The organism is Devosia sp. P3_B2 (genome assembly GCF_056402875.1).
The window spans coordinates 216,172-238,039 of the sequence record NZ_JBFUGO010000006.1 but is presented as its reverse complement, the minus strand read 5'-3'; the positions used below and the strand labels follow the sequence as shown (position 1 = coordinate 238,039).

Below are 21,868 nucleotides of genomic sequence, written 5' to 3'. Positions count from 1 at the left end.
TCACAGAGTGTGTTGCCGCAGCCCATCGGTCGTCTGCTTGCGGCGAGCCTTCGTATGTGCCGATGGCAACCACCGTTCCGCCTTCTCCCACAAGGGGAGAAGGCAGTTCGCATCACCTGCGGAAGGTGAGACCGAGGCAGGGATCGATCCTAGATCGAGTACCCGGTGTCCCACTCGAAGACGCGGGCGTACAGGTCATCGGCCATCTGAACCGGGTCCTGGAGCGCGCCATGCAGGACGATGTCGGGCTTTTCCGGGGCTTCGTAGGGACTCGATATGCCGGTGAAGTTCTTGATCTCGCCGCGCCGCGCCTTGGCGTAAAGACCCTTGGGATCGCGGGCCTCGCAGACTTCGAGCGGGGTGTTGACGAAGACCTCGGTGAACTTCACGTCACCAGCCACTTCGCGCGCCAGGCGGCGCTCGTTGCGGAACGGCGAGATGAACGAGACGATGACGATCAGGCCGGCATCGGCCATCAGCCGCGCGACCTCGGCGACCCGGCGGATGTTCTCGACGCGCGCCTCGTCGGTAAAGCCGAGATCCTTGTTGAGGCCGTGGCGGACATTGTCGCCGTCGAGGATGTAGGCGTGGCGGCCTTCGGCGGTGAGCCGCTTCTCGATGAGGTTGGCAACCGTGGATTTGCCCGAACCGGAGAGACCGGTGAACCAGACGATCTGGGGCGTCTGGCCCTTCATTTCGGCGCGCACCTTCCGGTTCACGTCGAACGACTGGTAGCTCAGGTTCTTGCCGCGCTGCAGCCCGTACTCGATGACGCCGGCGCCGAGCGTGGCGTTGGTGATGCGGTCGATCAGAATGAAGCTGCCGGAGAGGGAGTTGTCGCGGTAGCTGTCGAAGGCGATCGGCTTGTCGGTGGCGATAGTGACGGTGCCCACCTCGTTCAATTCCAGAGTCTTGGCAGCGCTTTCTTCGAGCGTGTTGACGTTGGTTCTGAACTTGAGGGAGGTGATCGACGCCGGGACCAACTGGGAGCCGAGCTTCAGCAGATACGAGCGGCCGGGAATGGCCTGCTCGTCGCTCATCCAGACGAGACGGGCCTGGAACTGGTTGGAATAGTCGGGCGTCTCGCCGGGGTGCACCAGCACGTCGCCGCGCGAGATGTCGACCTCGCGGTCAAGCACCAGCGTCACGGCCTCGCCGGCGATGGCGCGCTGCTGGTCGCCATCCATGGTGACAATGCGGGTGACTTTCGCGGGCTTCCGCGAAGCCGCGATGAGGATGTCGTCGCCGACCTTCACCGCGCCCGAGGCAACCGTGCCGGAGAAGCCGCGGAAGTCGAGATTGGGGCGGTTCACCCACTGCACCGGGAAGCGCAGCGGCTGCTCGACGCGGTCGGTCGCGACCTCGATGGTCTCGAGGTAGGGCACGAGCTGCGGGCCCTGGTACCAGGGCATCTGCGGACTCGGCTTCAGAATGTTGTCGCCCTTCAGCGCCGACACGGGGATCGCCTGCAGGGTCTCGAAGCCGAGATCCTTGGCAAACGCGCGGTATTCGGTCTCGATGGCGTTGAACACATCGGCATCGTAGCCGACGAGGTCGATCTTGTTGACCGCCAGCACCACGTGCTTCACGCCGATGAGGCTCAGGATGAAGCTGTGGCGGCGGGTCTGGGTCAGCACCCCCTTGCGGGCATCGATCAGCACGATGCCGAGGTCGGCGTTGGAGGCGCCGGTCGCCATGTTGCGGGTGTACTGCTCGTGGCCCGGGGTATCGGCGACGATGAACTTGCGCTTGTCGGTGGAGAAGAACCGGTAGGCGACGTCGATGGTGATGCCCTGCTCGCGCTCGGCGGTGAGGCCGTCGACCAGCAGCGAGAAATCGATGCCTTCGTCGCCGGTGGTGCGGTTGCGGCTTTCCTTGCGGAGGCTCGCGAGCTGGTCGTCGAGGATCAGCTGGCTGTCATAGAGCAGGCGGCCGATCAGTGTGGATTTGCCGTCGTCGACGGAGCCGCAGGTGAGGAAGCGCAGCAGGCCCTTTTCGGTCTGCTCGGCAAGCCAGAGATCGAGCGCCACTTCGGCCGAGGGTGCGGTCATGGGTACGCTGGCCATCAGAAGTACCCTTCCTGCTTCTTTTTTTCCATCGAGCCGGCCTGGTCGCTGTCGATCAGGCGGCCTTCGCGCTCGGAGGTGCGGGAGGCCTGCATTTCCATGATGATCGAGGGAAGATCAGCCGCGTCGGACCGGATGCCGCCGGTCAGCGGGTAATCACCGAGGGTGCGGAAGCGGACGACTTCCTCGCGCGGCGTCTCGCCGGGTTCGAACCGGTAGCGGTCGTCGTCGATCATGATCAACGTGCCGAGGCGTTCGACCACCGGGCGCGGCCGGGCGAAGTAGAGCGGCGGGATCTCGATGCCTTCGGAATAGATGTAGGTCCAGATGTCGAGCTCGGTCCAGTTCGAGATCGGGAACACGCGCATGCTTTCGCCGGGCGCCAGCCGCGTGTTGAAGATGCGCCAGAGTTCGGGGCGCTGGTTCTTGGGGTCCCAAGCGTGCTGGGCGTTCCGGTGCGAGAAGATGCGCTCCTTGGCGCGGGACTTCTCCTCGTCGCGGCGGGCACCGCCGATCGCTGCATCGTAGCCGCCGGCGTTCAGCGCCTGGCGCAGCGCCTGGGTCTTCATGATGTCGGTGAAGCGCGCCGAGCCGTGGTCGAACGGATTGATGTTGTTGGCGAGGCCTTCGGGGTTGGTGTGCACCAGCAGCTCGAAGCCGTGCTCTTTCGCCATCCGGTCGCGGAAGGCGATCATCTCGCGGAACTTCCACTTCGTATCGATGTGGAGCAGCGGGAACGGAATGCGGCTGGGATAGAAGGCCTTGCGCGCCAGATGCAGCAGGACGGAGGAGTCCTTGCCGATCGAATACATCATCACCGGCCGCTCGAAGCTCGCCGCAACTTCGCGGAAGATTTCGATGCTCTCGGACTCGAGGGACTTCAGGTGGCTGAGGCCACGCGGGCCGATTGAACTCATTGGCGCTGGGGAACCATGTTGCAACGGCAGTCAAATACGCGGTCAGAAGGGGAGCGGCAAGCGCTACTAGACTACCAAAAAAGTGAACTATTCCGCCTGTTTGCGCGTATCTGACATTGTAAAGGTGGAGCTTGTCGCATGACCGTCATGACAAGAACGGCTGCGTCGGGGACATCGAGGAAAGGAAAATCTATTCCAAGTCACTGTTCTCGTCGCAGGCGACGATGTCGTCCGGGCGCACGGCGGGAATGGCCTGCCCTGCTTCGACCGCGCCCCGCGAAATCCTGCCACCAATCCGCTCCGGTTCGAAATCCCATACCATTCCGTGCCTTAAGCCTTGGCAGCGGTCCGCCTGCCCCCTAGTTTCGGGCCACCTTCACCAGCTCCCGTACCCCATGACCAACCACCGCGACGTCATCTCCGCCATCGGCAATACGCCCCTGATCCGGCTCAACCGCGTCTCCGACGCGACGGGCTGCGATATCTGGGGCAAGGCGGAGTTCCTCAATCCGGGGCAATCGGTGAAGGATCGAGCGGCGCTCTACATCGTGCGCGACGCCGAGAAGAAGGGGCTGCTGCGGCCGGGCGGGACGATCGTCGAGGGCACGGCCGGCAATACCGGCATCGGCCTTTCCATGGTCGCCAATGCGCTGGGCTACAAATCGGTGATCGTGATCCCCGAGACGCAGAGCCAGGAGAAGAAGGACGCGCTGACGCTGCTCGGTGCCGAACTGATCCAGGTGCCGGCCAAGCCCTACAAGAACCCCAACAACTACGTGAAGCTGAGCGGCCGGCTGGCCGAGAAGCTGGCGAAGGAACTGCCGGGCGGGGCCATCTGGGCCAACCAGTTCGACAATGTCGCCAACCGGCAGGCGCATATCGAGACCACCGGCCCGGAGATCTGGGAGCAGACCGGCGGCAAGGTGGATGGCTTCATCTGTGCCGTCGGCTCGGGCGGCACGCTTGGCGGCATCTCGATGGCGCTGAAGGCGAAGAACCCGAACATCCAGATCGGCCTCGCCGACCCCGAGGGCGCGGCGCTCTACAGCTATTACACGACGGGCGAACTCAAGAGCTCCGGCAACTCGATCACCGAGGGCATCGGCCAGGGCCGGATCACCGCCAATCTCAAAGACATCGTGGTGGACCGGGCCTACCAGATTCCCGACAGCGAGGCCCTGCCCTACGTCTTCGACCTGCTCGAATATGAGGGGCTCTGCCTCGGCGGCTCTTCCGGGATCAACATTGCCGGTGCGGTGCGGCTGGCGCGTGATCTCGGGCCGGGCAAGACCATCGTCACGATCCTCGCCGACTATGGCAACCGCTATCAGAGCAAGCTGTTCAACCCGGAATTCCTCCGCTCGAAGAACCTGCCGGTGCCGCATTGGCTTGAGGCCAAGACGCCCATAGACTGGCATTCGGTCGTCGAGGCGGAGCCGGTTGCGTGACTGAATTCATCTTTCGAGAGGACAGCTATGTCCGCTCGCTGCCGACGCTGGTGACGGCGATCACGCCCGAGGGCGGGATCGTGCTCGACCGGACCATCTTCTATGCGACTTCGGGCGGGCAACCTGGCGACACCGGGAAGCTCGAACGCGCCGATGGCTCGTTCGTGTCGATCGCTGGAACAATCCATCCTGACGGCGATAAGACGGTAATCTTTCACGTGCCTGCGGCGGATCAAGCTGGGCTTCAGCAGGGCGAAGAGGTTATCGCCCACCTCGATTGGGAGCGCCGGCACAAGCTGATGCGGATGCATACGGCGCTGCACCTCGTAACCGTGGTGCTGCCCTACCCAATCACCGGCGCGGCGGTGGGCGAGGACAAGGGGCGGGTCGATTTCAACCTGCCGGATGTCCCGGACGCTGCCGAAATCGAGCGCAAACTCAATGCGTTAGTGGAAGCAGCGCTGCCGGTATCGGCCGAGTGGATCACCGATGCGGAGCTCGAAGCCAACCCCGGCCTGATCAAGTCGATGAACGTCAAGCCACCTATGGGCCAGGGCCGCGTGCGGCTGGTGCGCATCGGCGATGTGGACCTGCAGCCCTGCGGCGGCACTCATGTCAGGAACACCAGCGAGATCGGCCGCCTGAAGCTCGGCAAGATCGAGAAGAAGGGCGCCATCAACCGGCGCGTCAGTGTCCTGTTCGACACAGAATCGGCCTAGCGTCTCAGGCAGATAACGGCGGAGCGGGGCCGATGAGCTGGAAGGTCGTCATCAGCAGCCTGGTCGTTGTGTGCGCCGTCGGCTTGGCCGTCTTCGCCTGGGGCCAGGGTGCATTCTACCCGTGCGGCCCGATCGACAGGCTGCTGGGTGGTAGTACCTGCCGGGTCATCGCAAGTTTCCCTGCGACACAACTCCAGATGCTGGCTGCCCTGCCCGACGGCACGCTGCTGACCGCCGCGCGGGGTGATGGGCCTGAGCCCACGGCGCCGCAACGCCTGATAGAGCTCGATGCGAACGGCCGAAACGTGGGCGAAACCGCCCTGCCCGCGCTGCCGCCCGCGATCTCGTGGCTCAAGGCTGCTGTGTCTGCCGACGGCAGGTTGCTGGCGGTGTCGTCGCTGGATTTGCCCACCACCATCATCGACAGGAGCACCGGCGAAAGCCTGGGCAGCGTCCAGCAGTTCGGGCCGAGCTTCATTGGGTTCGATGGCGACAGGCGTCTCCTCGTCGACCCCGGTATCGGCAGTTTCGAGCGGCCCGCATCGGGCGTCGCGCAGGTGTACGGCTTCGACGGGACACAGTCCGGAGAGATCAGTGGGCCTGCCGCAGCGCCGATCTTCGTCAACGGCATTGCGTCGGCCATGTCGGCGGACGGTGCGCGCATCGCGCAGCATCTCGAGACCCGCGACGACAGCGGCGTTGTCGGCGTCCGTATCGCGGACGCTGCCTTCGCCTCCTGGGCCGGGCAATTGCTGGTCGCCCCGCTTCAGGGCTGGCGGCTCGGCGATCAGCAGTTACCGGAACTGTCCTTCAGCCCGGACGGCCGCTATCTCGCGGCTTCATTCGACGCGCCGCGAGAATGGGGCCGGGATAACTCGGCACTGATCGTGTGGCGGCTCGATGATCGGGCCATCGTCGCCCGCGTGCCGAGCTGGAACGCCGAGTGGCGGCACATCGCGTGGCTTGCCGACCGGCCGGCTGTTGCGGCGACGCGCTTCAACCTCGATACGCGCGTTGGCGAGATCGCGCTGATCAGCTATGGGCCCTGACGCCTACTCGATCGGCGGGGCGTAGATCAGCCCACCATTGGTCCACAGCGCATTCTGCCCGCGCACCACGGCAGCACCTGTCGCGGGGCCGAAGTTTCGCTCGAAGATCTCGCCGTAATTGCCGACAGCCTTGATGACATTTGCAATGAACATGTGATCGAGGCCGATGGTAGGGCCGAAGTCGCCCTCGAGCCCGAGCAGGCGGCGGATGCGGTGGGTCTTGGCGGCCGCCAGCGAGCCGATGTTCAGCGAGGTGACGCCGGCCTCCTCGGCATCGATCAGTGCGAACAGCGTCCACTCGACGATATCGAACCACTGGTCGTCGCCGGCGCGGACCACGGGGCCGAAGGCATCTTTCGAGATGCGCTCGGGCAGGATGCGATGTGTCGCGGGTTCGGGCAGGCTGCGGCGCATAGCGTTGAGGAAGCTGGCCGAGGCCGACACGGCGTTGCAGAGGCCCTCGCGGTAGGCGACGGTCAGGTCCTCGCGGTCCTCGTAGAGCACTTCGGTATAGGTCGCCTGCGTGCCGAAGAAGAACTCGCGCAGGTTGGCCAGTTCCTCCGGCGCATCGACGATGCAGACCCGCACGTTGTCGAGTTCGTAGGCGGAAACGAAACCGAGCGACTGCGGCACCATGATCGCCTGGCCGTCGTAGAACGAGGTGGCGACGTAGCTGGCGCCGTAGCCGGTATCGCGGCGCATGGTCCACGGAGCGTTACGGGCGATGAGGTCGATGCTGCCGGTCTGTAGCTGCGCGAAGCGGCTATCGCCCGAGAGCGGGACGAATTCCATCTTGCTGGCGTCGTTGAACACGGCGACTGCGACGGCGCGGCAGAAGTCGACGTCGAAGCCGGTCCAGCGGCCGTCGGTGCCGGGCTGGGCGAAGCCGGGCAGCGGATCGGAGGTGGCGCAGATCAGGTGACCGCGGTCACGGATCGCCTGCAGCGTCGGGCCGGCCGCAGCAGGCGGCGCGGTCTGCGCCGTGGCGAAGGCCGGCATCATGATCGCTACACAAAGGATGACGCGGACGAGGCCACGCCAAACGGCCGAAACCGTCATGGTCAAAACGTTGCTCCAACTCGCCCGGGCGCAATATCCCGATCGAGGGTGGCCGGGTCAAGGCGGCACTGCGCCGCTGTCGCTGAACGCTTACGGGTAAGATCGTTCAATTGGTGCATGTGCCGATGTGTCTCGCTGCTGTTGTTCGACGCGAGACATTATCGCCCGGCGGTGAGTGGCGGGGACAAGTGTGGGGAACGGCCGGCAAAGCGGACGGTTTTGGCGAGTGGCGGCGACGGAGGAGGCCGGCCGGTACGTGGCGTATGGCAGCGTTGCTGCCCTGCCCGGCCGCCGGTTTGCCATCGACGTGAACGGTAGATGAACGGAGTTTTGGCGCTTTCTGCGCGTTTGGCCGCCCCCACCATGCTTCGCATGGTCCCCCCCCGCCACGCGGGGGAGGACCAAGAGGCTTCAGTGCAGGATCTGGCTGAGGAACAACTTGGTGCGTTCGTGCTGGGGGTTGGAGAAGAACGCTTCAGGCTCGTTCTGCTCGATGATCTGGCCCTGATCCATGAAGATCACACGATTGGCGACCTGGCGGGCGAAGCCCATTTCGTGGGTGACGCAGAGCATCGTCATGCCTTCTTCGGCGAGGCTGATCATCACCTCGAGCACTTCCTTGACCATTTCCGGGTCGAGGGCGGAGGTGGGCTCGTCGAACAGCATGATGCGCGGGTTCATGCAGAGCGAGCGGGCGATGGCGACACGCTGCTGCTGGCCGCCGGACAACTGGCCGGGGAACTTCGACGCCTGCTCGGGAATGCGCACCCGTTCGAGGTACTTCATCGCCGTCTCTTCGGCCTGCGCCTTGGGGATGCCGCGCACCCAGATCGGCGCCAGCGTCAGGTTCTGCAGGATCGTGAGGTGCGGGAACAGGTTGAAGTGCTGAAACACCATGCCGACTTCGCGGCGCACTTCGTCGACGCGACGCAGGTCCGAGGTCAGCTCGACGCCATTGACGATGACCTGGCCTTTCTGGTGCTCCTCGAGGCGGTTGATGCAGCGGATCAGCGTCGACTTGCCGGAGCCCGACGGCCCGGCAATGACGATGCGCTCGCCCTTCATCACCTTGAGATTGATGTCGCGCAGCACGTGGAAGTCGCCGAACCACTTGTTCATGCCGATGATTTCGACCGCCACTTCGGTCTTCGACACCTGCATGTTCGAGGTGTCGATGTCGCGATCAACGACTACCGGGGAAACGTCTGACATGAGCTACCTCTTGTGGCCGGTGTTGAGCCGGCGCTCCCAGTATCGGGAGTAACGGGAGATGGAGAAACAGAGCACCCAGAACACCGCCGCTGCGAAGATGTAGCCGGTGATGGACTGGGTTGGGGACGCCCACTCGATGGCGTCGTTCTTGGTCTTCACGGCCTCGAGCAGGTCCTTCATGCCGACGATATAGACCAACGAAGTGTCCTTCAGCAGCGAGATGAAGTTGCCGACGATGCCGGGGATGACGTGCTTGAGCGCCTGCGGGAGGATGATGAAACCGGTGCGTTTCCAGTAGCCGAGCCCAAGGGCTTGTGCCGCCTCGTACTGCCCACGGCCGATCGCCTGCATGCCGCCGCGCACCACCTCGGCCATATAGGCAGAGGCGAAGAGCGTCACGCCGACGAGGGCGCGAACCAGTTTGTCGACTGTCGTGCCCTGCGGCATGAACAGCGGCAGCATGATCGAGGCCATGAACAGGATGGTGATCAGCGGTACCGCGCGGATCAGCTCGATGAAGGCAATGCAGAGCGTCTTGATGATCGGGAGCTTGGACTGCCGGCCGAGCGCCAGCAGGACGCCGAGCGGCAGCGACAGGCAGATGCCCACCACCGAGATGATCAGGGTGACGAGGAGGCCGCCCCACTGCTCGGTCGGCACGTAGCGCAGGCCGAACATGCCGCCGGACAAGAGGATTACCGAGACGATCGGGAAGACGACGAAGAACAGCGCCGCGTTGGCGATCTTGAACGGTGCGGACGGCCAGAGCAGCGGCAGGCCGATGAGCGCCAGCATCGCGAACACGATGTTGGGGCGCCAGTACTCGGCCATCGGGTAGAAGCCGTAGATGAAGAACTCGATCTCGCTGGAGATGTAAGCCCAGCAGGCACCGACATTCTCGACGCGGCACTGCTCGACGGTGCCGCCCGGCGGCACGGCGCGGCCGATGAAGAAGCCGTAGAGTTGCGGGATGATCCACAACAGGAACAGCGCGGCAACGATGGTGAGGATGCTGTCCGAAACGCTGGCGAACAGGTTCTTGCGCAGCCACGCGACCGCTCCGCTCTCGCGGCGCGGAGCGGGTTGAGCGGTGGCAATCTCGGAGCGGACGAAGGCGATATCGGTCATCGGGTGCTCCTACCGCTCAACCAATGCCACGCGGGCATTGTACCAGTTCATGAGCGCTGAAGTGCCCAGCGACAGGATGAGATAGACCAGCATGGTCAGCGCGATCACCTCGATGGCGCGGCCGGTCTGGTTGAGCGTCGTGCCGGTGAAGACGTTCACCAGTTCGGGGTAGCCGATGGCGGCGCCGAGCGACGAGTTCTTGGTCAGGTTGAGATACTGGCTGGTCAGCGGCGGAATGATGACGCGCATGGCCTGCGGGACGATGACCAGCCGCAGCCGGTCGCCTTCCTGCAGGCCGAGGGCCTGCGCCGCCTCGGTCTGGCCATGGCTGACCGACTGGATGCCGCCGCGCACCGTCTCGGCAATGAACGAGGCGGTGTAGATGGAGAGCCCGAACAGCAGCGCCACGAACTCCGGCGGCAGCTCGAGCCCGCCCTTGAAGTTGAAGCGGTTGAGCACTGGCGGATCGAAGGTGACGGACGCACCGCTTGCCAGCCAGATGACGGCGACGATCACGGCGGTGAGCAGCAAGCCGCCGAAGAACACGGGGAAGCGCCGGCCAGTTCGTTCGAGCCGCGCCTTGGCCCAGCGGGATAGCGCGAACCACAGCACGGCGGCGACGAGCAGTGCCACCCAGACCCAGACGAACTGCTCGGACGGCACGGGACGCGGCACGAAGAGGCCGCGCTGGTTGATGAAGGTGTTCAGCGGCAGGGCGAGCGAGTCGCGCACCGCCGGCATGGTCTTCAGCACCGCGAAGTACCAGAAGAACAGCTGCAGCAGCAGCGGGATGTTGCGGATGGTTTCGACGTAGACCGTGGCCAGCCGCGAGACGAGGTAGTTCGAACTCAAGCGCGCGATGCCGATGGTAAAGCCGATGACCGTCGCAAAGAAGATGCCGATGACGGCGACGAGAATGGTGTTGGTGAGGCCGACGAGGAAGGCCTGCCAGTAGTAGGACGTGCGATCGAAGGGGAACAGCGCGAAGCTGATATCGAAGCCGGCCGTCTTCCAGAGGAAGTCGAAGCCGGAGGTCTTGTTCTGCGCCTTGAGGTTGATCGCCGTGTTGTTGACGATCCAGACCACGAACGTGACGACCAGCACCGCGACAACGACCTGGTAGATGACGCCGCGTACCACGGGGTCATTGAAGGAGAAATTCCGCGGCGGTGCTTGCGCCGTGTCTAAGGATGCCATGGGTCGCGCATCTCCCCTGCCCAGGAGAACGAATAATCGTGGCAACAATAGCTCCGCCAAGCCGTCGCCAGGAAGTGGTCAGCCCGGCGCTGGAGATCAGCGCCGGGCTGCAGAAAGGCTTAGCGGATCGGCGGCGAGTACTGGATGCCGCCATCCTTCCACAGCGCGTTCAGGCCGCGGGCCAGACCGATCGGCGTGTTCGGGCCGACGTGCTTGTCGTAGACCTCGCCGTAGTTACCGACCAGCTTGACGATCTGGTAGGCCCAGTCCTTGGTCAGGCCGATCGGGGTGCCGAAGTCGCCTTCGACGCCGAGCAGGCGCTTGATCGCCGGGTTGTCGGAAGCCAGCATCTCGTCGACGTTGGCCGAGCTGACGCCGAGTTCTTCAGCTTCGAGCAGTGCGTAGTAGGTCCAGCGGGCAATGTTGAACCAGCCATCGTCACCCTGACGCACGACCGGGCCGAGGGGCTCCTTGGAGATGATCTCGGGCAGGATGATGTGGTCAGCCGGGTTGGCGAACTTCGAACGTTCGGCGGCGAGAGCCGACGAGTCAGTGGTGTAGACGTCGCAGCGGCCATCTTCGTAGGCCTTCACGACTTCGTCCTGATCGACGAACACCACGGTGTTGAACTCGAGCTTGTTGGCAGCGAAGTAATCCGCCGCGTTCAGCTCGGTGGTGGTGCCGGACTCGATGCAGATGGCGGCGCCGCTCAAGTCGAGCGCCGATTTGATGTTGTCGGCCTTGCGGACCATGAAGCCCTGGCCGTCATAGAACATGGTGCCGACGAACTTGATGCCGAGCTGGGTGTCGCGGCTCATGGTCCAGGTGGTGGTACGCGACAGCACGTCGATTTCACCGGCGGAGAGAGCCGTGAAGCGCTCCTGCGAGGTGAGCGGCGTGTAGCGTACGGCGTCGGCATTGTTGAAAACAGCCGCCGCGATGGCGCGGCAGTAGTCGACTTCGAGACCGGTCCAGTTGTTGTTCGCATCCGGAGCGGAGAAGCCCGGGACGCCGCCGGTCACGCCGCACTGGACGTAGCCCTTGGCTTTCACGGCATCAAGCGTCGCGGACGTCGTCGTCTGAGCGTACGCAGCTGATGCGGAAAGGCCGAGGCCTGCCGCGAGCGCGACGGTAAGAAGCGATTTGATCATTGTTTTTACCTTGTTTCCTGACCCTGTTCGTCCAGGCAGCGTGGCCCCAGCCTACTGCCTGGCGGCACCTCCGCCTTGGAGGGCGGGAGTGATGCTGGTAAGCATCGAAGCGGCAATTGCCGGTTGCGTCAAGCTCCATGGCCAAAATGGGGCAGCAGACCTGACTGTTTTTTGTTCAGAATCCCACCGTGACTGCAATTTGAGCAGGACTTGCAATGACTAAAAACCTCGGGAAAACCGGCGAAACCGTGTCCATGGAAACCGTTCTCACGCATAGCGGACGCGCTTCGGACGATCATTTCGGCTTTGTGAACATGCCGGTGTTCCGCGGTTCGACCATCCTGTTCAAGACGCTGGACGAACTGGAGGATTACAAGGCGCCGTATCGCTACGGGCGGAACGACAACCCTACGACTCGGGCGCTTTGCGACCTGGTGAGCGAGCTCGAGGGGGCGGCGGGGACGATCATCGCGCCATCGGGGCTTTCAGCGCTGTCCACCGCACTGCTCGCAGCGGTTTCGGCGGGCGACGAGCTGTTGATGACCGATTCCGCGTACGAACCGACACGTACGTTCGCCACCGAGGGCCTGACGCGGTTTGGCATAACAACGCGATTCTACGATCCCCGGATCGGCGCGGGCATTGCGCAGTTGTTCACGGACAAGACCAAGGCGGTGTTCGTCGAGAGCCCGGGCTCGCTGACCTTCGAGATGCAGGACCTGCCGGCGATCGCGGCGGCGGCACACGCCCGCGGCATTACCGTGATCGTCGACAACTCGTGGGCGACGCCGCTGTTCCACCGCCCGCTCGAGCTGGGCGCCGACGTGGTGATGCACGCTGCCACGAAGATGTTCGTGGGTCATTCCGATGCGATGGTGGGCACGGTTTCAGCCAACGAGACGCACTGGAACCGGCTCAAGCGGACGCACCGGATCCTCGGCGTCGCAGTGTCGCCCGACGATTCGTACCTGACGCTGCGCGGGCTCAGGACGCTGGCGGTGCGGATGAAGCATCACAACGAGCAGACGCTGGCCTTTGCCGCCTGGCTGCAGGGCCAGCCAGGGGTGGAGGAGGTCTATCATCCCGGACTTGCCAGCCATCCGGACCACGCCATCTTCAAGCGTGATTTCAAGGGTTCGGGCAGCCTGTTCGCGTTCCGGGTGAACAAGCGGTCGCGCGAGGCGCTGGCGGCGATGGTCAATGGATTCGGGCTGTTCGGCATGGGCTATTCGTGGGGCGGCTACGAGAGCCTCTGCATCCCGTTCGACCCGACCAATATCCGCACGGCGGTGCCGTGGGACGCCCCGGGTCAGATGTTCCGGGTGCATGTGGGGCTGGAGAGCCTCGCTGACCTGCAGGCGGACATGGGCGCGGCGCTGGGCCGCTACCACGCGGTTAGCGCCTGACGAACAGGCCGTGGAGCGCCGCGAACTTCCGGCGCTCCGTACCACCTTTGTCGTTGGCGGCGAACAGCCAGCCCCGGGCGACGAAGAACTGGCGCACCGCGTAGGCGCCAAGCACGCCCAGCACCGCGCCGGCGGTGATGTCGGTCGGATAGTGCGCGCCCACCACGATGCGGGAAATGGCGACGAGGGCGGCGAAGGCCATCGCCGGCCAGAAGACTTTCGGCCAGATGAAGGCGACGACGGCCGCGAGCGAGAACGCCGTGGTGGCGTGGCCCGAAGGGAAGCTCTGGTATTCGAAGGCGCTCCAGTTGAGCCACTGGAAGCTCAGCGGCGTTTCCGCGACCCAGGTCTCGGGCCGGCCGCGGCCGATGAGGCGTTTCAGCAGCGTCGAGATGAGGCTCGGCAGCCCGACACCGACGAAGATGAAACCGGCGAGCGCAGCCAGTTCGCCGAGCGCTTGCCTGATGGCGTCACGGGTGAGGAGCGAGAGCAGCCACGCAACCAGCCAGGCGATGAACGTCGGAATCAGGATCCAGTCGGACTCGCCCCACTGGGTCACCCACTCGAAGAAGGCCCTGACGCCTTCCGGCAGGCCCTGCCCCCACACCGACAGCGGCCGATCCAGCCAATAAAGCGCGACGATCAGCACGGCAAAGCCGAGGACAAAGTACAGCGCGTTGCGGCGCGACAAGCCGAAAGGCCAGGGTTTGCTCAGATCGATCATCGTGTCCTTGTCAGCGGATTGGGATAGCGCCGTCAACCTCGTGTCATCTGCGGTGGCCAGCTTGCTCTTTTGGGCAACTCCCGATAACGGAAGGGCGACAGTTCGGGGTATAGCTCAGTCTGGTAGAGCACCGGTTTTGGGAACCGGGGGTCGAGTGTTCGAATCACTCTGCCCCGACCATCTGACGAGGAAGCGATGACGGCACGTATCTTCCGGCCTGCGCCTAACGCCATGCAGTCCGGCCGCGGCAAGTCCAAGGAGTGGGTCCTGGTGCATGAGCCAGCCACTCCTCGCGAGATCGAGCCGCTGATGGGGTACACCTCGTCCACCGACACGCGGGCGCAGATCCGCCTCACCTTCGACACGCTCGAGGAAGCCGAGGCCTACGCGCACAAGAATGGCATCGCCTACCAGGTGCTGCCGGACCATAGCCCGACGGTGAAGCGCACCAGCTACTCGGACAATTTCCGCTCCGACCGCAAGACGCCCTGGACGCACTGAGGGTCGGCGGCGTGAGACAGCTCCGCCGCCTGCTGCTCACCTTCGCCGCGGGCATTGCGCTCAGCGGCCCGGCGCTGGCCGACCCCGCGATCTGGAAGGTCAGCGACGCCGACAGCGACATCTATCTGTTCGGCTCGGTTCACCTGTTCACGCGCGACGTCGACTGGCGCACACCCGAGTTCGACAGCATCCTGAACTCGGCCGAGCACGTCTATTTCGAGGTGGTGATGGACCTCGAGGCCTACAGCGCGATCACCCAGTTCACGTTGACCCGGGGCATGGTGGGCGGCGGCAAGACCCTAGCCGACCTGCTGGAGCCTGAGGAGTTCGAGCGCCTCACCAGCGCCGCAGCCGCCGTTGGATCGGACATTGTCGTGCTGGAGCGCATGCAACCGTGGCTGGCGGCGATGACGCTGGCGGGCGGTATCGGGCCCAAGAAGATGGCCGGAGTGGAAACGCTGGTGGACGCCGAGATCGCTCCCGAGCGCAAGCGGAGCCTTGAGACTGCGGCCGAGCAGATGGGCTTTCTCGCCGATACGCCGCTCGACGAGCAGATCGAGGGGTTGATGTCGGCAGTCGAGGCCATCGAAAGGGGCGAGATCGATACGCTGGATACGCTGATCGACGCCTGGGAACGCGGGGATACGGTTGCGCTCGCCACCCTCGTCAACGATCAGGTCAAGGCTAGCGACAAGGCGGCGTACGACACCCTGATCACCAAGCGCAACGAGCGTTGGCTGACGCCGATCGAGCAACTCCTGGCCGACAACGATGAGTCGCTGATCATCGTCGGTGCGGCACATCTCGTTGGGTCCGGTGGGGTACCAAAACTGCTCGAGCAGCGGGGGTACACGGTCGAGCGGGTGGACGAGCCGCCGCCGGCGGGTCCGCCGACGGGACAGCAGCATCCCAAGACACCGCAGCGCCGGTAGCCGATTTGGACCAAACACTGCTGTTGATCGGGGTGGGCGCGGCCCTGTCGGGGTTCGCGCAGGGCGTGTCGGGCTTCGCCTTCGCGCTGGTGTCACTATCGATCTGGGCCTGGGGTGTCGATCCGAAGCTCGCTGTGGTGCTGACGGTGTTCGGATCGCTGGTGGGGCAACTGGTGACGTTGCCGTTCGTGTGGCGCGGCTTCGACCTGCGACGGGCCCTGCCCTTCATTGCGGGCGGATTGGTTGGCATCCCGATCGGAGCGCAACTGGTCGGCGCGGCCGATCCGAACGCCTTCAAGTTCGGGCTCGGGCTGTTCCTTGTCGCCTATTGCCCGCTGATGCTGCTGTTGCGGCCCGATCTCAACTTTCAATGGGGCGGGCGGGTCGCCGATGCGTTCTCGGGCTGGATCGGCGGCTTCCTCGGGGGCATGGCCGGCATCTCGGGGCCGGTGCCGACGCTGTGGACAACACTGCGCGGCTGGAGCAAGGACGAGCAACGCGGCGTGCTGCAGGGCTTCAACATCGCCATGCACACGGCGACACTGACGGTCTACCTGATCGCGGGGACGCTGCAGCCCGAGATGATCGGCGCGCTGGCGCTGACCGGCGTGGTGCTGGTGCCGTTCGCGATCCTCGGCGTGCTGGTGTTCAAGCGCCTGACCACGATCGGCTTCCGCCGCGTCGTGCTGGTCGGGCTGACCGCGTCCGGGCTGGTGCTGATCTGGGGCGCGGTGGCGGCCTGGGTGTAGGCCCCCGCCGATGGCGAGGGCCTAAGTTGGCTCAAACTTCGCTGAGCTTGGTCCACTTGCCGTCGGCCTTCGACGAGGCGACGGAGGCCATGATGAACTCCATGCCTTCGACGCCATCGGCGAGGCTGGGCAGGAGCCCGGCGACATCTTTGCCTTCGCCGCGGATCACCTGGGCGAACTGGCTGTAGAGCGTGGCGAAGGCCTCGAGGTAGCCCTCGGGATGGCCGCCCGGGATGCGGACATTCATCGAGGCGGCGGGCGGGGCCGAGATGGCGCCGCCGCGGGTCAGGAGTTGCTTGGGTTTGCCGAACTCGGTGAACCACATGTAGTTCGGGTTGTCCTGCCGCCACTCGAGCCCGGCCTTCTCGCCGTAGACGCGCAGCTGCAGGCCGTTCTCGTTGCCCACTGCCACCTGGCTCGCCCACAGCATGCCCTTGGCGCCGCCCGAAAAGCGCAGCTTGATCTGCACGTCGTCGTCGAGCTTGCGGCCCTTGACGAAGCTGGTGAGCTCGGCGCTGACGGCCTCTGTCTTCAGCCCGGTGACGAAGCGCGCGAGGTTGTAGGCGTGGGTGCCGATGTCGCCGATGGCGCCGCCGGCGCCGGAGCGCTTGGGATCGGTGCGCCACGAGGCCTGCTTGTTGTCCGGGTCGGCGGCATTGGTCAGCCAATCCTGCGGGTACTCGACCTGCACGATGCGGATCTTGCCTAGGGCGCCCGACTTCACCAGCTCACGGGCCTGCCGCACCAGCGGGTAGCCGGTGTAGTTGTGGGTGAGGAGGAACTTCGCGCCCTTCTTTGGCTTGATCGCCGCCAGTGCGCGCGCGTCCTCGAGCGTCGAGGTGATCGGCTTGTCGCAGATGACGTGGATGCCGGCCTCGAGGAAGGCCTTTGCCGGGCCGAAGTGGACGTGGTTCGGGGTGACGATCGAGACGGCCTGGATGCCGTCTTTGCGGGCGGATTCCTTGGCTGCCATTTCCTCGTACGAGGTGTAGATGCGGTCCTCGGCGAGGCCGAGGTTCTTGCCGCTTTCCTTGGCCGTCGCCGCGTTGGATGACAAGGCTCCCGCGACGAGGTCGTAGTCGCCGTCGATGCGGGCGGCGACACGATGGACGTAGCCGATGAAAGCACCGGTGCCGCCACCGACCATGCCCAGGCGAATGCGCGGAGCGCCGTTTTCTGCCATTTCTTCCCCCTTAGCTCAGACCGAGAATCTTGCGGTTGGCCGCCTTGTCGGTGCCCGACGCCGCGAAGTCGTCAAAGGCCTTCTCGGTGACGTTGATGATGTGGCTCTGGATGAACGGAGCCCCTTCCTCGGCACCCTGCTGCGGCGACTTGATGGCGCACTCCCATTCGAGCACGGCCCAGCCGTCGAAGCCGTACTGGCTGAGCTTCGAAAAGATGCCGGCGAAATCGACCTGGCCATCGCCGAGCGAGCGGAAGCGCCCTGCCCGGTTCACCCAAGACTGGAAGCCGCCATAGACGCCCTGCTTGCCGGTCGGGTTGAACTCGGCGTCCTTGACGTGGAACATGCGGATGCGTTCGTGGTAAAAGTCGATGTATTCCAGATAGTTGAGCTGCTGCAGCACGAAGTGGCTGGGATCGTAGAGCAGGTTCGCCCGCGGGTGATTGTTCACCCGCTCGAGGAACATCTCGTAGGTGACGCCATCGTGCAGGTCTTCGCTGGGGTGAATCTCGTAGCAGACGTCGACGCCGTTGCGATCGAACTCGTCGAGAATCGGGGTCCAGCGGCGGGCCAGTTCGTCGAAGGCCTCTTCGACGAGGCCGGCCGGGCGCTGCGGGAACGGGTAGAGGTAAGGCCAGGCGAGTGCGCCCGAGAAAGTGGCGTGGGCCTTGAGGCCGAGATTCTTCGAGGCCGCGGCGCAATGCTTGAGGTGCTGCACGGCCCATTCCTGCCGGGCCTTCGGATTGCCGCGCACAGCGGGAATGGCGAAGCCATCGGACAGGGTGTCGTAAGCCGGATGCACGGCGACCAGCTGGCCGATGATGTGGCTCGCGAGTTCGGCGATCTCGAGCCCGTGGCTGTTCACCTTGCCCTTGAGCTCGTCGGCGTAGGTCTTCGACGTTGCTGCCTTCTCGACATCGACCAGATGGCTGGCCCAGGTCGGGATCTGCACGCCCTTGTAGCCCAGGTCAGCGGCCCAGCCGCACAGATTGTCGAGGGTGTCGAACGGCGCCTGATCGCCTGCGAACTGGGCCAGGAAAATGGCCGGCCCCTTGATGGTGCGCATGAATACCTCCCTTGGGTAGCCCGGTTCGGCCACCGATTGTGCACGTACCTCAGGTCAGCGCTGCGTCTCGGCCCGATTGGAATTCCACGGGGTATTTTGCCGAGCCGCCACTGACATGTCGGGAAGGTACCTTCATGCTCGGCTCGGAACTGTCAAGGTGATGGCGAGTGGAAATGCCCGACCGCCCATAGACTTCGGGCTATGCGATCGAGACGCGGGGCCGGCGAAGCGCTAGCGCCGGGACCGTGAGGTCTAGGTCATACGCGGCATCATCCCGTCGAGCAGCTTGACCGTGTCCTCAACGGACTGCGCCACCACCGCGTGCCTGCTGGCTCCGTTGGGCATGCGCCCGGTCGTGATCACCCAGGTCTGGCCGGAAACATCCTGCACGGCGATGACCTCGAGCGGATTGATGTAGATCGGCTTGTTGTTGTTGTGCGTGTCGGTCAATTTGCAGAGCGCCATCCAGTCCTCCTCGCGACAGACGCGTTGAGAACACCAGAGGCAGATGCCCGGTGCAATACGCAGAACCAAGATACCCACGCTGTCAAAATGGCAGGGGCCCGAGCATTTGCCCGGGCCCCTGCCTTATCCTTTGCTCTGGCCTCAGCGCAGCAGGGCGCGGGCCTCTTCGATGCCGAGGGCGGCCGGGCGTTCGCAGGTGGTCTGCAGGGTAATGACCTGGCCGGTTTCGCCGGCGCGCAGGATCGAGGTCATGACGTCGATGGCGTGCAGCGCCACGTCGAGGCCGCAGCGGGCGGCCTTGCCGGTATCGATCGAGTCCATCATGTCGGCGAGGCCGGCATTGCGGTAGTTGGCGCGCGGGTTGGGCTTGTCGAGATCCTGGTTGGCGACGCCGAAGGGATGGTCCCAGGGAGTGACCTTCTCCTTGGTGCCGGCGCGATCGGTGATCGTGACGTCGCCGTTGAAGAAGTTCGGGTCGGGCACGTAGACCGAGCCTTCAGTGCCGTAGAGCTCGATATTGTGGTGGCCATGGCTCGAGACGTCCCAGCTGGCGCCGAGCGTAACCTGGGCGCCCGAGTGGAACTCGAGGATGGCGTTGATCGTGGTCGGGGTGTTGACCTTGACCTTGGTGCCCTTGAACGGCGAGCCCTCGGTGGTGACCTCACGCTCTTCGCGCGCCTTGCTGGTGAAGGCGGTGACGCGCTTGATCGGCCCGATGAGGCTGATCAGATCGGTGATGTAGTATGGGCCCATGTCAAGGATGGGACCGCCGCCGGGCTGGAAGAAGAAGTCCGGATTGGGGTGCCAGTGCTCCATGCCGCGGCTCATCACGTGCATGGTGCCCGACGCGATCTTGCCGACCTTGCCGCTGTCGATGATCGAGCGCGCCTGCTGGTGCGAACCACCGAGGAAGGTATCCGGCGCCGAGCCGACCTTGAGCTTGTGCTCTTCGGCAAGCGCCTTGATCTGGATGCCCTCTTCGACGCTCAGGACGAACGGTTTCTCGGAATAGGCGTGCTTGCCGGCCGAGAGGATGTCCTTGGTGATCGAGAAGTGGGTCGCCGGGATCGTGAGGTTCACGACCACGTCGATTTCCGAGTTCTTCAGCAGCTGGTCCGGGGTCTGCGCCGCGACCTTGTACTCCTCCGCGCGCTTTTTGGCGGCCTCGGGGAGGATGTCGGCGATGGCGCGGACTTCGAGGTTCTTGAACAGCGGCGCGAGGCGGAGATAGGCGGCCGAGATGTTGCCGGCACCCATGATGCCGACGCCATAGGTCTTTGCCATGATCTTAGGCTCCGAGGGACTTGATGAACGCGATCGAGCGCGAGGCGAAGCGGTCGATGTCGTTGGGATTGTCGTGTTCGGCGATGAAGTAGGCCGCCTTGGTCTGGTTACGGACGATCGGCCACAGGGTCTTCCACGGCACAACGCCCTGGCCGGCATCGGCCCAGCCATCTTCATCGGCGTTCTGGCCGGCGGGGGCGATGTCCTTGACGTGGATGGCGACGATCCGGTCGCCGAACTTCGGCAGCCAGGTCGCGGGGTCGGCCTTGCCGCGGACGATCCAAGCGACGTCGGCTTCGACGTTCACGGCCGGGGCGGCTTCGAGCAGCAGGTCCATGGCGTACTGGCCGTCGTAGGTGGCGAACTCGAAGTCGTGGTTGTGGTAGCCGAAGGTGAGGCCGGCATCCTGGAACGGCTTGCCGATCTTCTGCAACTTGTCGCCGAAGGTCTTCCAGCCATCGGCCGAGGTCGGGCGGTCAGCCTGGGCGAGCCAGGGGCAGACCACGACCTTGATGCCCAGCGTCTCGGCGAGCTTCAGGGTCTTCGAGGTATCCTCGAGGTCGCCAAGGCTGATATGGGCGGTCGGCATGGTGAGGCCGTTAGCGTCGAGCTGCGCCTTCAGCGCGGCCGGGTCGGTATAGAGCGAACCGTAGCCCTCGACATGGGAGTAGCCGAGCGCGGCCACCTTCTTGAGCACGTCCGCGAGCGGGTAGTTGCGGGCGCTGAACAGCTGAAAACCGATATTCATTATGGCCTCTTTCACTTCCAGGCGTTGACGGCGGCGATCGAACGGGATGCGAAGCGGTCGACGTCGGCGGGGTTGTCGTGTTCCATCACCCAGTAGCGGGCGTTGGTGTGGGCTTTGACGGCGGCCGAAAGTGCCTGCCAGTCGAGGGTGCCGTGGCCGACATCGGCCCAGCCGTCCTCGTTGGCGTTTTCGCCGGCGGGAGCGACGTCCTTGACGTGCACGGCGTTGATGCGGCGGCCGTGTTTCTTGATCCACTCGATCGGATCCTGGCCGCCCTTCACCACCCAGGCGACGTCCATTTCCCAATCGTTGTTCCCGGCGGTGTCGAGGATGATATCCATCGGCAGCTTGCCGCTCGCGGTGGGGCGGAACTCGAAATCGTGGTTGTGCCAGCCAAAGCCGAAGCCGCGCTTGCGGAAGGTCTCGCCGAGCTTGGCGAGGGTTTCACCGAGCTCGACCCACTTGCTGTCGGGCTGGCCGTCGCGCTCTTCCTTGGGGATGGCCGGGCAGTAGAGGAACTTCATGCCAAGCGTCTCGGCGGTCTTCAGCGCGGCCTCGGTGTCCTTGAGCTGCGCGAGGCCGAAATGGCCGGTCGGCATGGTGAGCCCGTGCTGCTTGAGCGAGGCGGCGAGGCTCTCGGCCTCGGCATAGAGGCCGCCAAAGCCCTCGACCTGCCTGTAGCCGAGCTTGGCGAGGCGGCCGAGCACGCCGTCCAGCGGCGGGAAATTCCGCGCGCTATAGAGCTGGAATGAAAAGTCCAACAGTAATCTCCTCCAGTAAAGCCTCCGCCCCCGTCGTTGCCGGGGCGGCGCAGTGCTGCTTCTTGATGGGCTCGTAACATCCTGACCGGCGCGCGGCTACGCG

21 protein-coding genes and 1 tRNA gene are annotated in these 21,868 nt (G+C 64.6%); 8 read left to right on the top strand and 14 right to left on the bottom strand.

The annotated features are described in order from the left end of the window. Nucleotides 1-149: 149 nt before the first annotated feature. Nucleotides 150-2,066 (bottom strand): sulfate adenylyltransferase subunit CysN, encoded by a 1,917-nt coding sequence (gene cysN / locus AC1DV8_RS11430; RefSeq protein ID WP_477151085.1) that lies wholly within the window; start codon nt 2,064-2,066, stop codon nt 150-152. Next, a complete protein-coding gene (gene cysD / locus AC1DV8_RS11425; protein WP_477151086.1) occupies nt 2,066-2,983 on the bottom strand; it encodes a sulfate adenylyltransferase subunit CysD in 918 nt (305 codons plus the stop codon). Before cysD ends, cysN begins: the two co-directional genes overlap by 1 nt. A gap of 395 nt (nt 2,984-3,378) precedes the next feature. Between cysD and AC1DV8_RS11420 the strand changes: the two genes are divergently transcribed. The 3 genes from AC1DV8_RS11420 to AC1DV8_RS11410 are packed head-to-tail and all read left to right on the top strand — an operon-like array spanning nt 3,379 to nt 6,199. Then, nucleotides 3,379-4,431, top strand: a complete 1,053-nt coding sequence (locus tag AC1DV8_RS11420) for a cysteine synthase A (protein WP_477151087.1) — start codon at nt 3,379-3,381, stop codon at nt 4,429-4,431. Then, complete coding sequence (locus tag AC1DV8_RS11415; protein ID WP_477157545.1) at nt 4,428-5,150, top strand: alanyl-tRNA editing protein; 723 nt, start codon at nt 4,428-4,430, stop codon at nt 5,148-5,150. The genes AC1DV8_RS11420 and AC1DV8_RS11415 overlap by 4 nt, the downstream gene beginning before the upstream one ends. A gap of 32 nt (nt 5,151-5,182) precedes the next feature. Beyond that, nucleotides 5,183-6,199 (top strand): WD40 repeat domain-containing protein, encoded by a 1,017-nt coding sequence (locus AC1DV8_RS11410; protein ID WP_477157544.1) that lies wholly within the window; start codon nt 5,183-5,185, stop codon nt 6,197-6,199. 3 nt (nt 6,200-6,202) lie between these two features. On the opposite strand, the gene AC1DV8_RS11405 is transcribed toward AC1DV8_RS11410, so the two are convergent. The 5 genes from AC1DV8_RS11405 to AC1DV8_RS11385 all read right to left on the bottom strand — a co-directional run bounded on the left by AC1DV8_RS11405 (nt 6,203) and on the right by AC1DV8_RS11385 (nt 11,946). Next, entirely contained in the window at nt 6,203-7,258 is a 1,056-nt protein-coding gene (locus tag AC1DV8_RS11405) for an amino acid ABC transporter substrate-binding protein (RefSeq protein ID WP_477151209.1), read from the bottom strand. 411 nt (nt 7,259-7,669) lie between these two features. Continuing rightward, nucleotides 7,670-8,470: an amino acid ABC transporter ATP-binding protein gene (locus AC1DV8_RS11400; protein WP_477151090.1), complete on the bottom strand. Its 801-nt coding sequence runs from the start codon at nt 8,468-8,470 to the stop codon at nt 7,670-7,672. Between the two features lie 3 nt (nt 8,471-8,473). Beyond that, nucleotides 8,474-9,598 carry an amino acid ABC transporter permease gene (locus AC1DV8_RS11395; RefSeq protein WP_477157543.1) on the bottom strand — a complete coding sequence of 375 codons (1,125 nt, stop codon included), beginning with the start codon at nt 9,596-9,598 and terminating at the stop codon, nt 8,474-8,476. Between the two features lie 9 nt (nt 9,599-9,607). Then, on the bottom strand, nt 9,608-10,795 hold the full coding sequence (locus tag AC1DV8_RS11390) for an amino acid ABC transporter permease (RefSeq protein ID WP_477151092.1): 1,188 nt from the start codon (nt 10,793-10,795) through the stop codon (nt 9,608-9,610). A 119-nt stretch (nt 10,796-10,914) separates the two neighbouring features. Further along, nucleotides 10,915-11,946, bottom strand: a complete 1,032-nt coding sequence (locus AC1DV8_RS11385; protein ID WP_477151093.1) for an amino acid ABC transporter substrate-binding protein — start codon at nt 11,944-11,946, stop codon at nt 10,915-10,917. A 215-nt stretch (nt 11,947-12,161) separates the two neighbouring features. Between AC1DV8_RS11385 and metC the strand changes: the two genes are divergently transcribed. Next, nucleotides 12,162-13,352 carry a cystathionine beta-lyase gene (gene metC, locus AC1DV8_RS11380; protein WP_477157542.1) on the top strand — a complete coding sequence of 397 codons (1,191 nt, stop codon included), beginning with the start codon at nt 12,162-12,164 and terminating at the stop codon, nt 13,350-13,352. Here metC and AC1DV8_RS11375 read toward each other — a convergent pair. Next, nucleotides 13,342-14,076, bottom strand: coding sequence for a phosphatase PAP2 family protein (locus AC1DV8_RS11375; protein ID WP_477157541.1), 735 nt, complete (start codon nt 14,074-14,076; stop codon nt 13,342-13,344). The genes metC and AC1DV8_RS11375 overlap by 11 nt on opposite strands. Before the next feature lie 103 nt (nt 14,077-14,179). On the opposite strand from AC1DV8_RS11375, the gene AC1DV8_RS11370 reads away from it, so the two are divergent. From AC1DV8_RS11370 to AC1DV8_RS11355, 4 genes are all read left to right on the top strand, one after another. Next, nucleotides 14,180-14,256 (top strand) — tRNA-Pro (locus AC1DV8_RS11370). A 15-nt stretch (nt 14,257-14,271) separates the two neighbouring features. Next, nucleotides 14,272-14,577, top strand: a complete 306-nt coding sequence (locus AC1DV8_RS11365) for an ETC complex I subunit (protein WP_477157540.1) — start codon at nt 14,272-14,274, stop codon at nt 14,575-14,577. An 11-nt stretch (nt 14,578-14,588) separates the two neighbouring features. Continuing rightward, nucleotides 14,589-15,509: a TraB/GumN family protein gene (locus tag AC1DV8_RS11360; protein ID WP_477157539.1), complete on the top strand. Its 921-nt coding sequence runs from the start codon at nt 14,589-14,591 to the stop codon at nt 15,507-15,509. A 5-nt stretch (nt 15,510-15,514) separates the two neighbouring features. Continuing rightward, entirely contained in the window at nt 15,515-16,258 is a 744-nt protein-coding gene (locus AC1DV8_RS11355; protein WP_477157538.1) for a sulfite exporter TauE/SafE family protein, read from the top strand. A gap of 31 nt (nt 16,259-16,289) precedes the next feature. On the opposite strand, the gene AC1DV8_RS11350 is transcribed toward AC1DV8_RS11355, so the two are convergent. The 6 genes from AC1DV8_RS11350 to AC1DV8_RS11325 form a co-directional block, all read right to left on the bottom strand. Further along, nucleotides 16,290-17,441, bottom strand: coding sequence for a Gfo/Idh/MocA family protein (locus AC1DV8_RS11350; protein ID WP_477157537.1), 1,152 nt, complete (start codon nt 17,439-17,441; stop codon nt 16,290-16,292). A 10-nt stretch (nt 17,442-17,451) separates the two neighbouring features. Further along, entirely contained in the window at nt 17,452-18,507 is a 1,056-nt protein-coding gene (locus AC1DV8_RS11345) for a sugar phosphate isomerase/epimerase family protein (protein WP_477157536.1), read from the bottom strand. Between the two features lie 252 nt (nt 18,508-18,759). Further along, complete coding sequence (locus AC1DV8_RS11340) at nt 18,760-18,972, bottom strand: hypothetical protein (RefSeq protein WP_477151101.1); 213 nt, start codon at nt 18,970-18,972, stop codon at nt 18,760-18,762. A 141-nt stretch (nt 18,973-19,113) separates the two neighbouring features. Beyond that, nucleotides 19,114-20,256: a Gfo/Idh/MocA family protein gene (locus AC1DV8_RS11335; RefSeq protein WP_477157535.1), complete on the bottom strand. Its 1,143-nt coding sequence runs from the start codon at nt 20,254-20,256 to the stop codon at nt 19,114-19,116. Nucleotides 20,257-20,260: 4 nt separating this feature from the next. Continuing rightward, nucleotides 20,261-21,007: a sugar phosphate isomerase/epimerase family protein gene (locus AC1DV8_RS11330; protein WP_477157566.1), complete on the bottom strand. Its 747-nt coding sequence runs from the start codon at nt 21,005-21,007 to the stop codon at nt 20,261-20,263. An 8-nt stretch (nt 21,008-21,015) separates the two neighbouring features. After that, nucleotides 21,016-21,768 carry a sugar phosphate isomerase/epimerase family protein gene (locus AC1DV8_RS11325; RefSeq protein WP_477157565.1) on the bottom strand — a complete coding sequence of 251 codons (753 nt, stop codon included), beginning with the start codon at nt 21,766-21,768 and terminating at the stop codon, nt 21,016-21,018. Nucleotides 21,769-21,868: the final 100 nt, after the last annotated feature.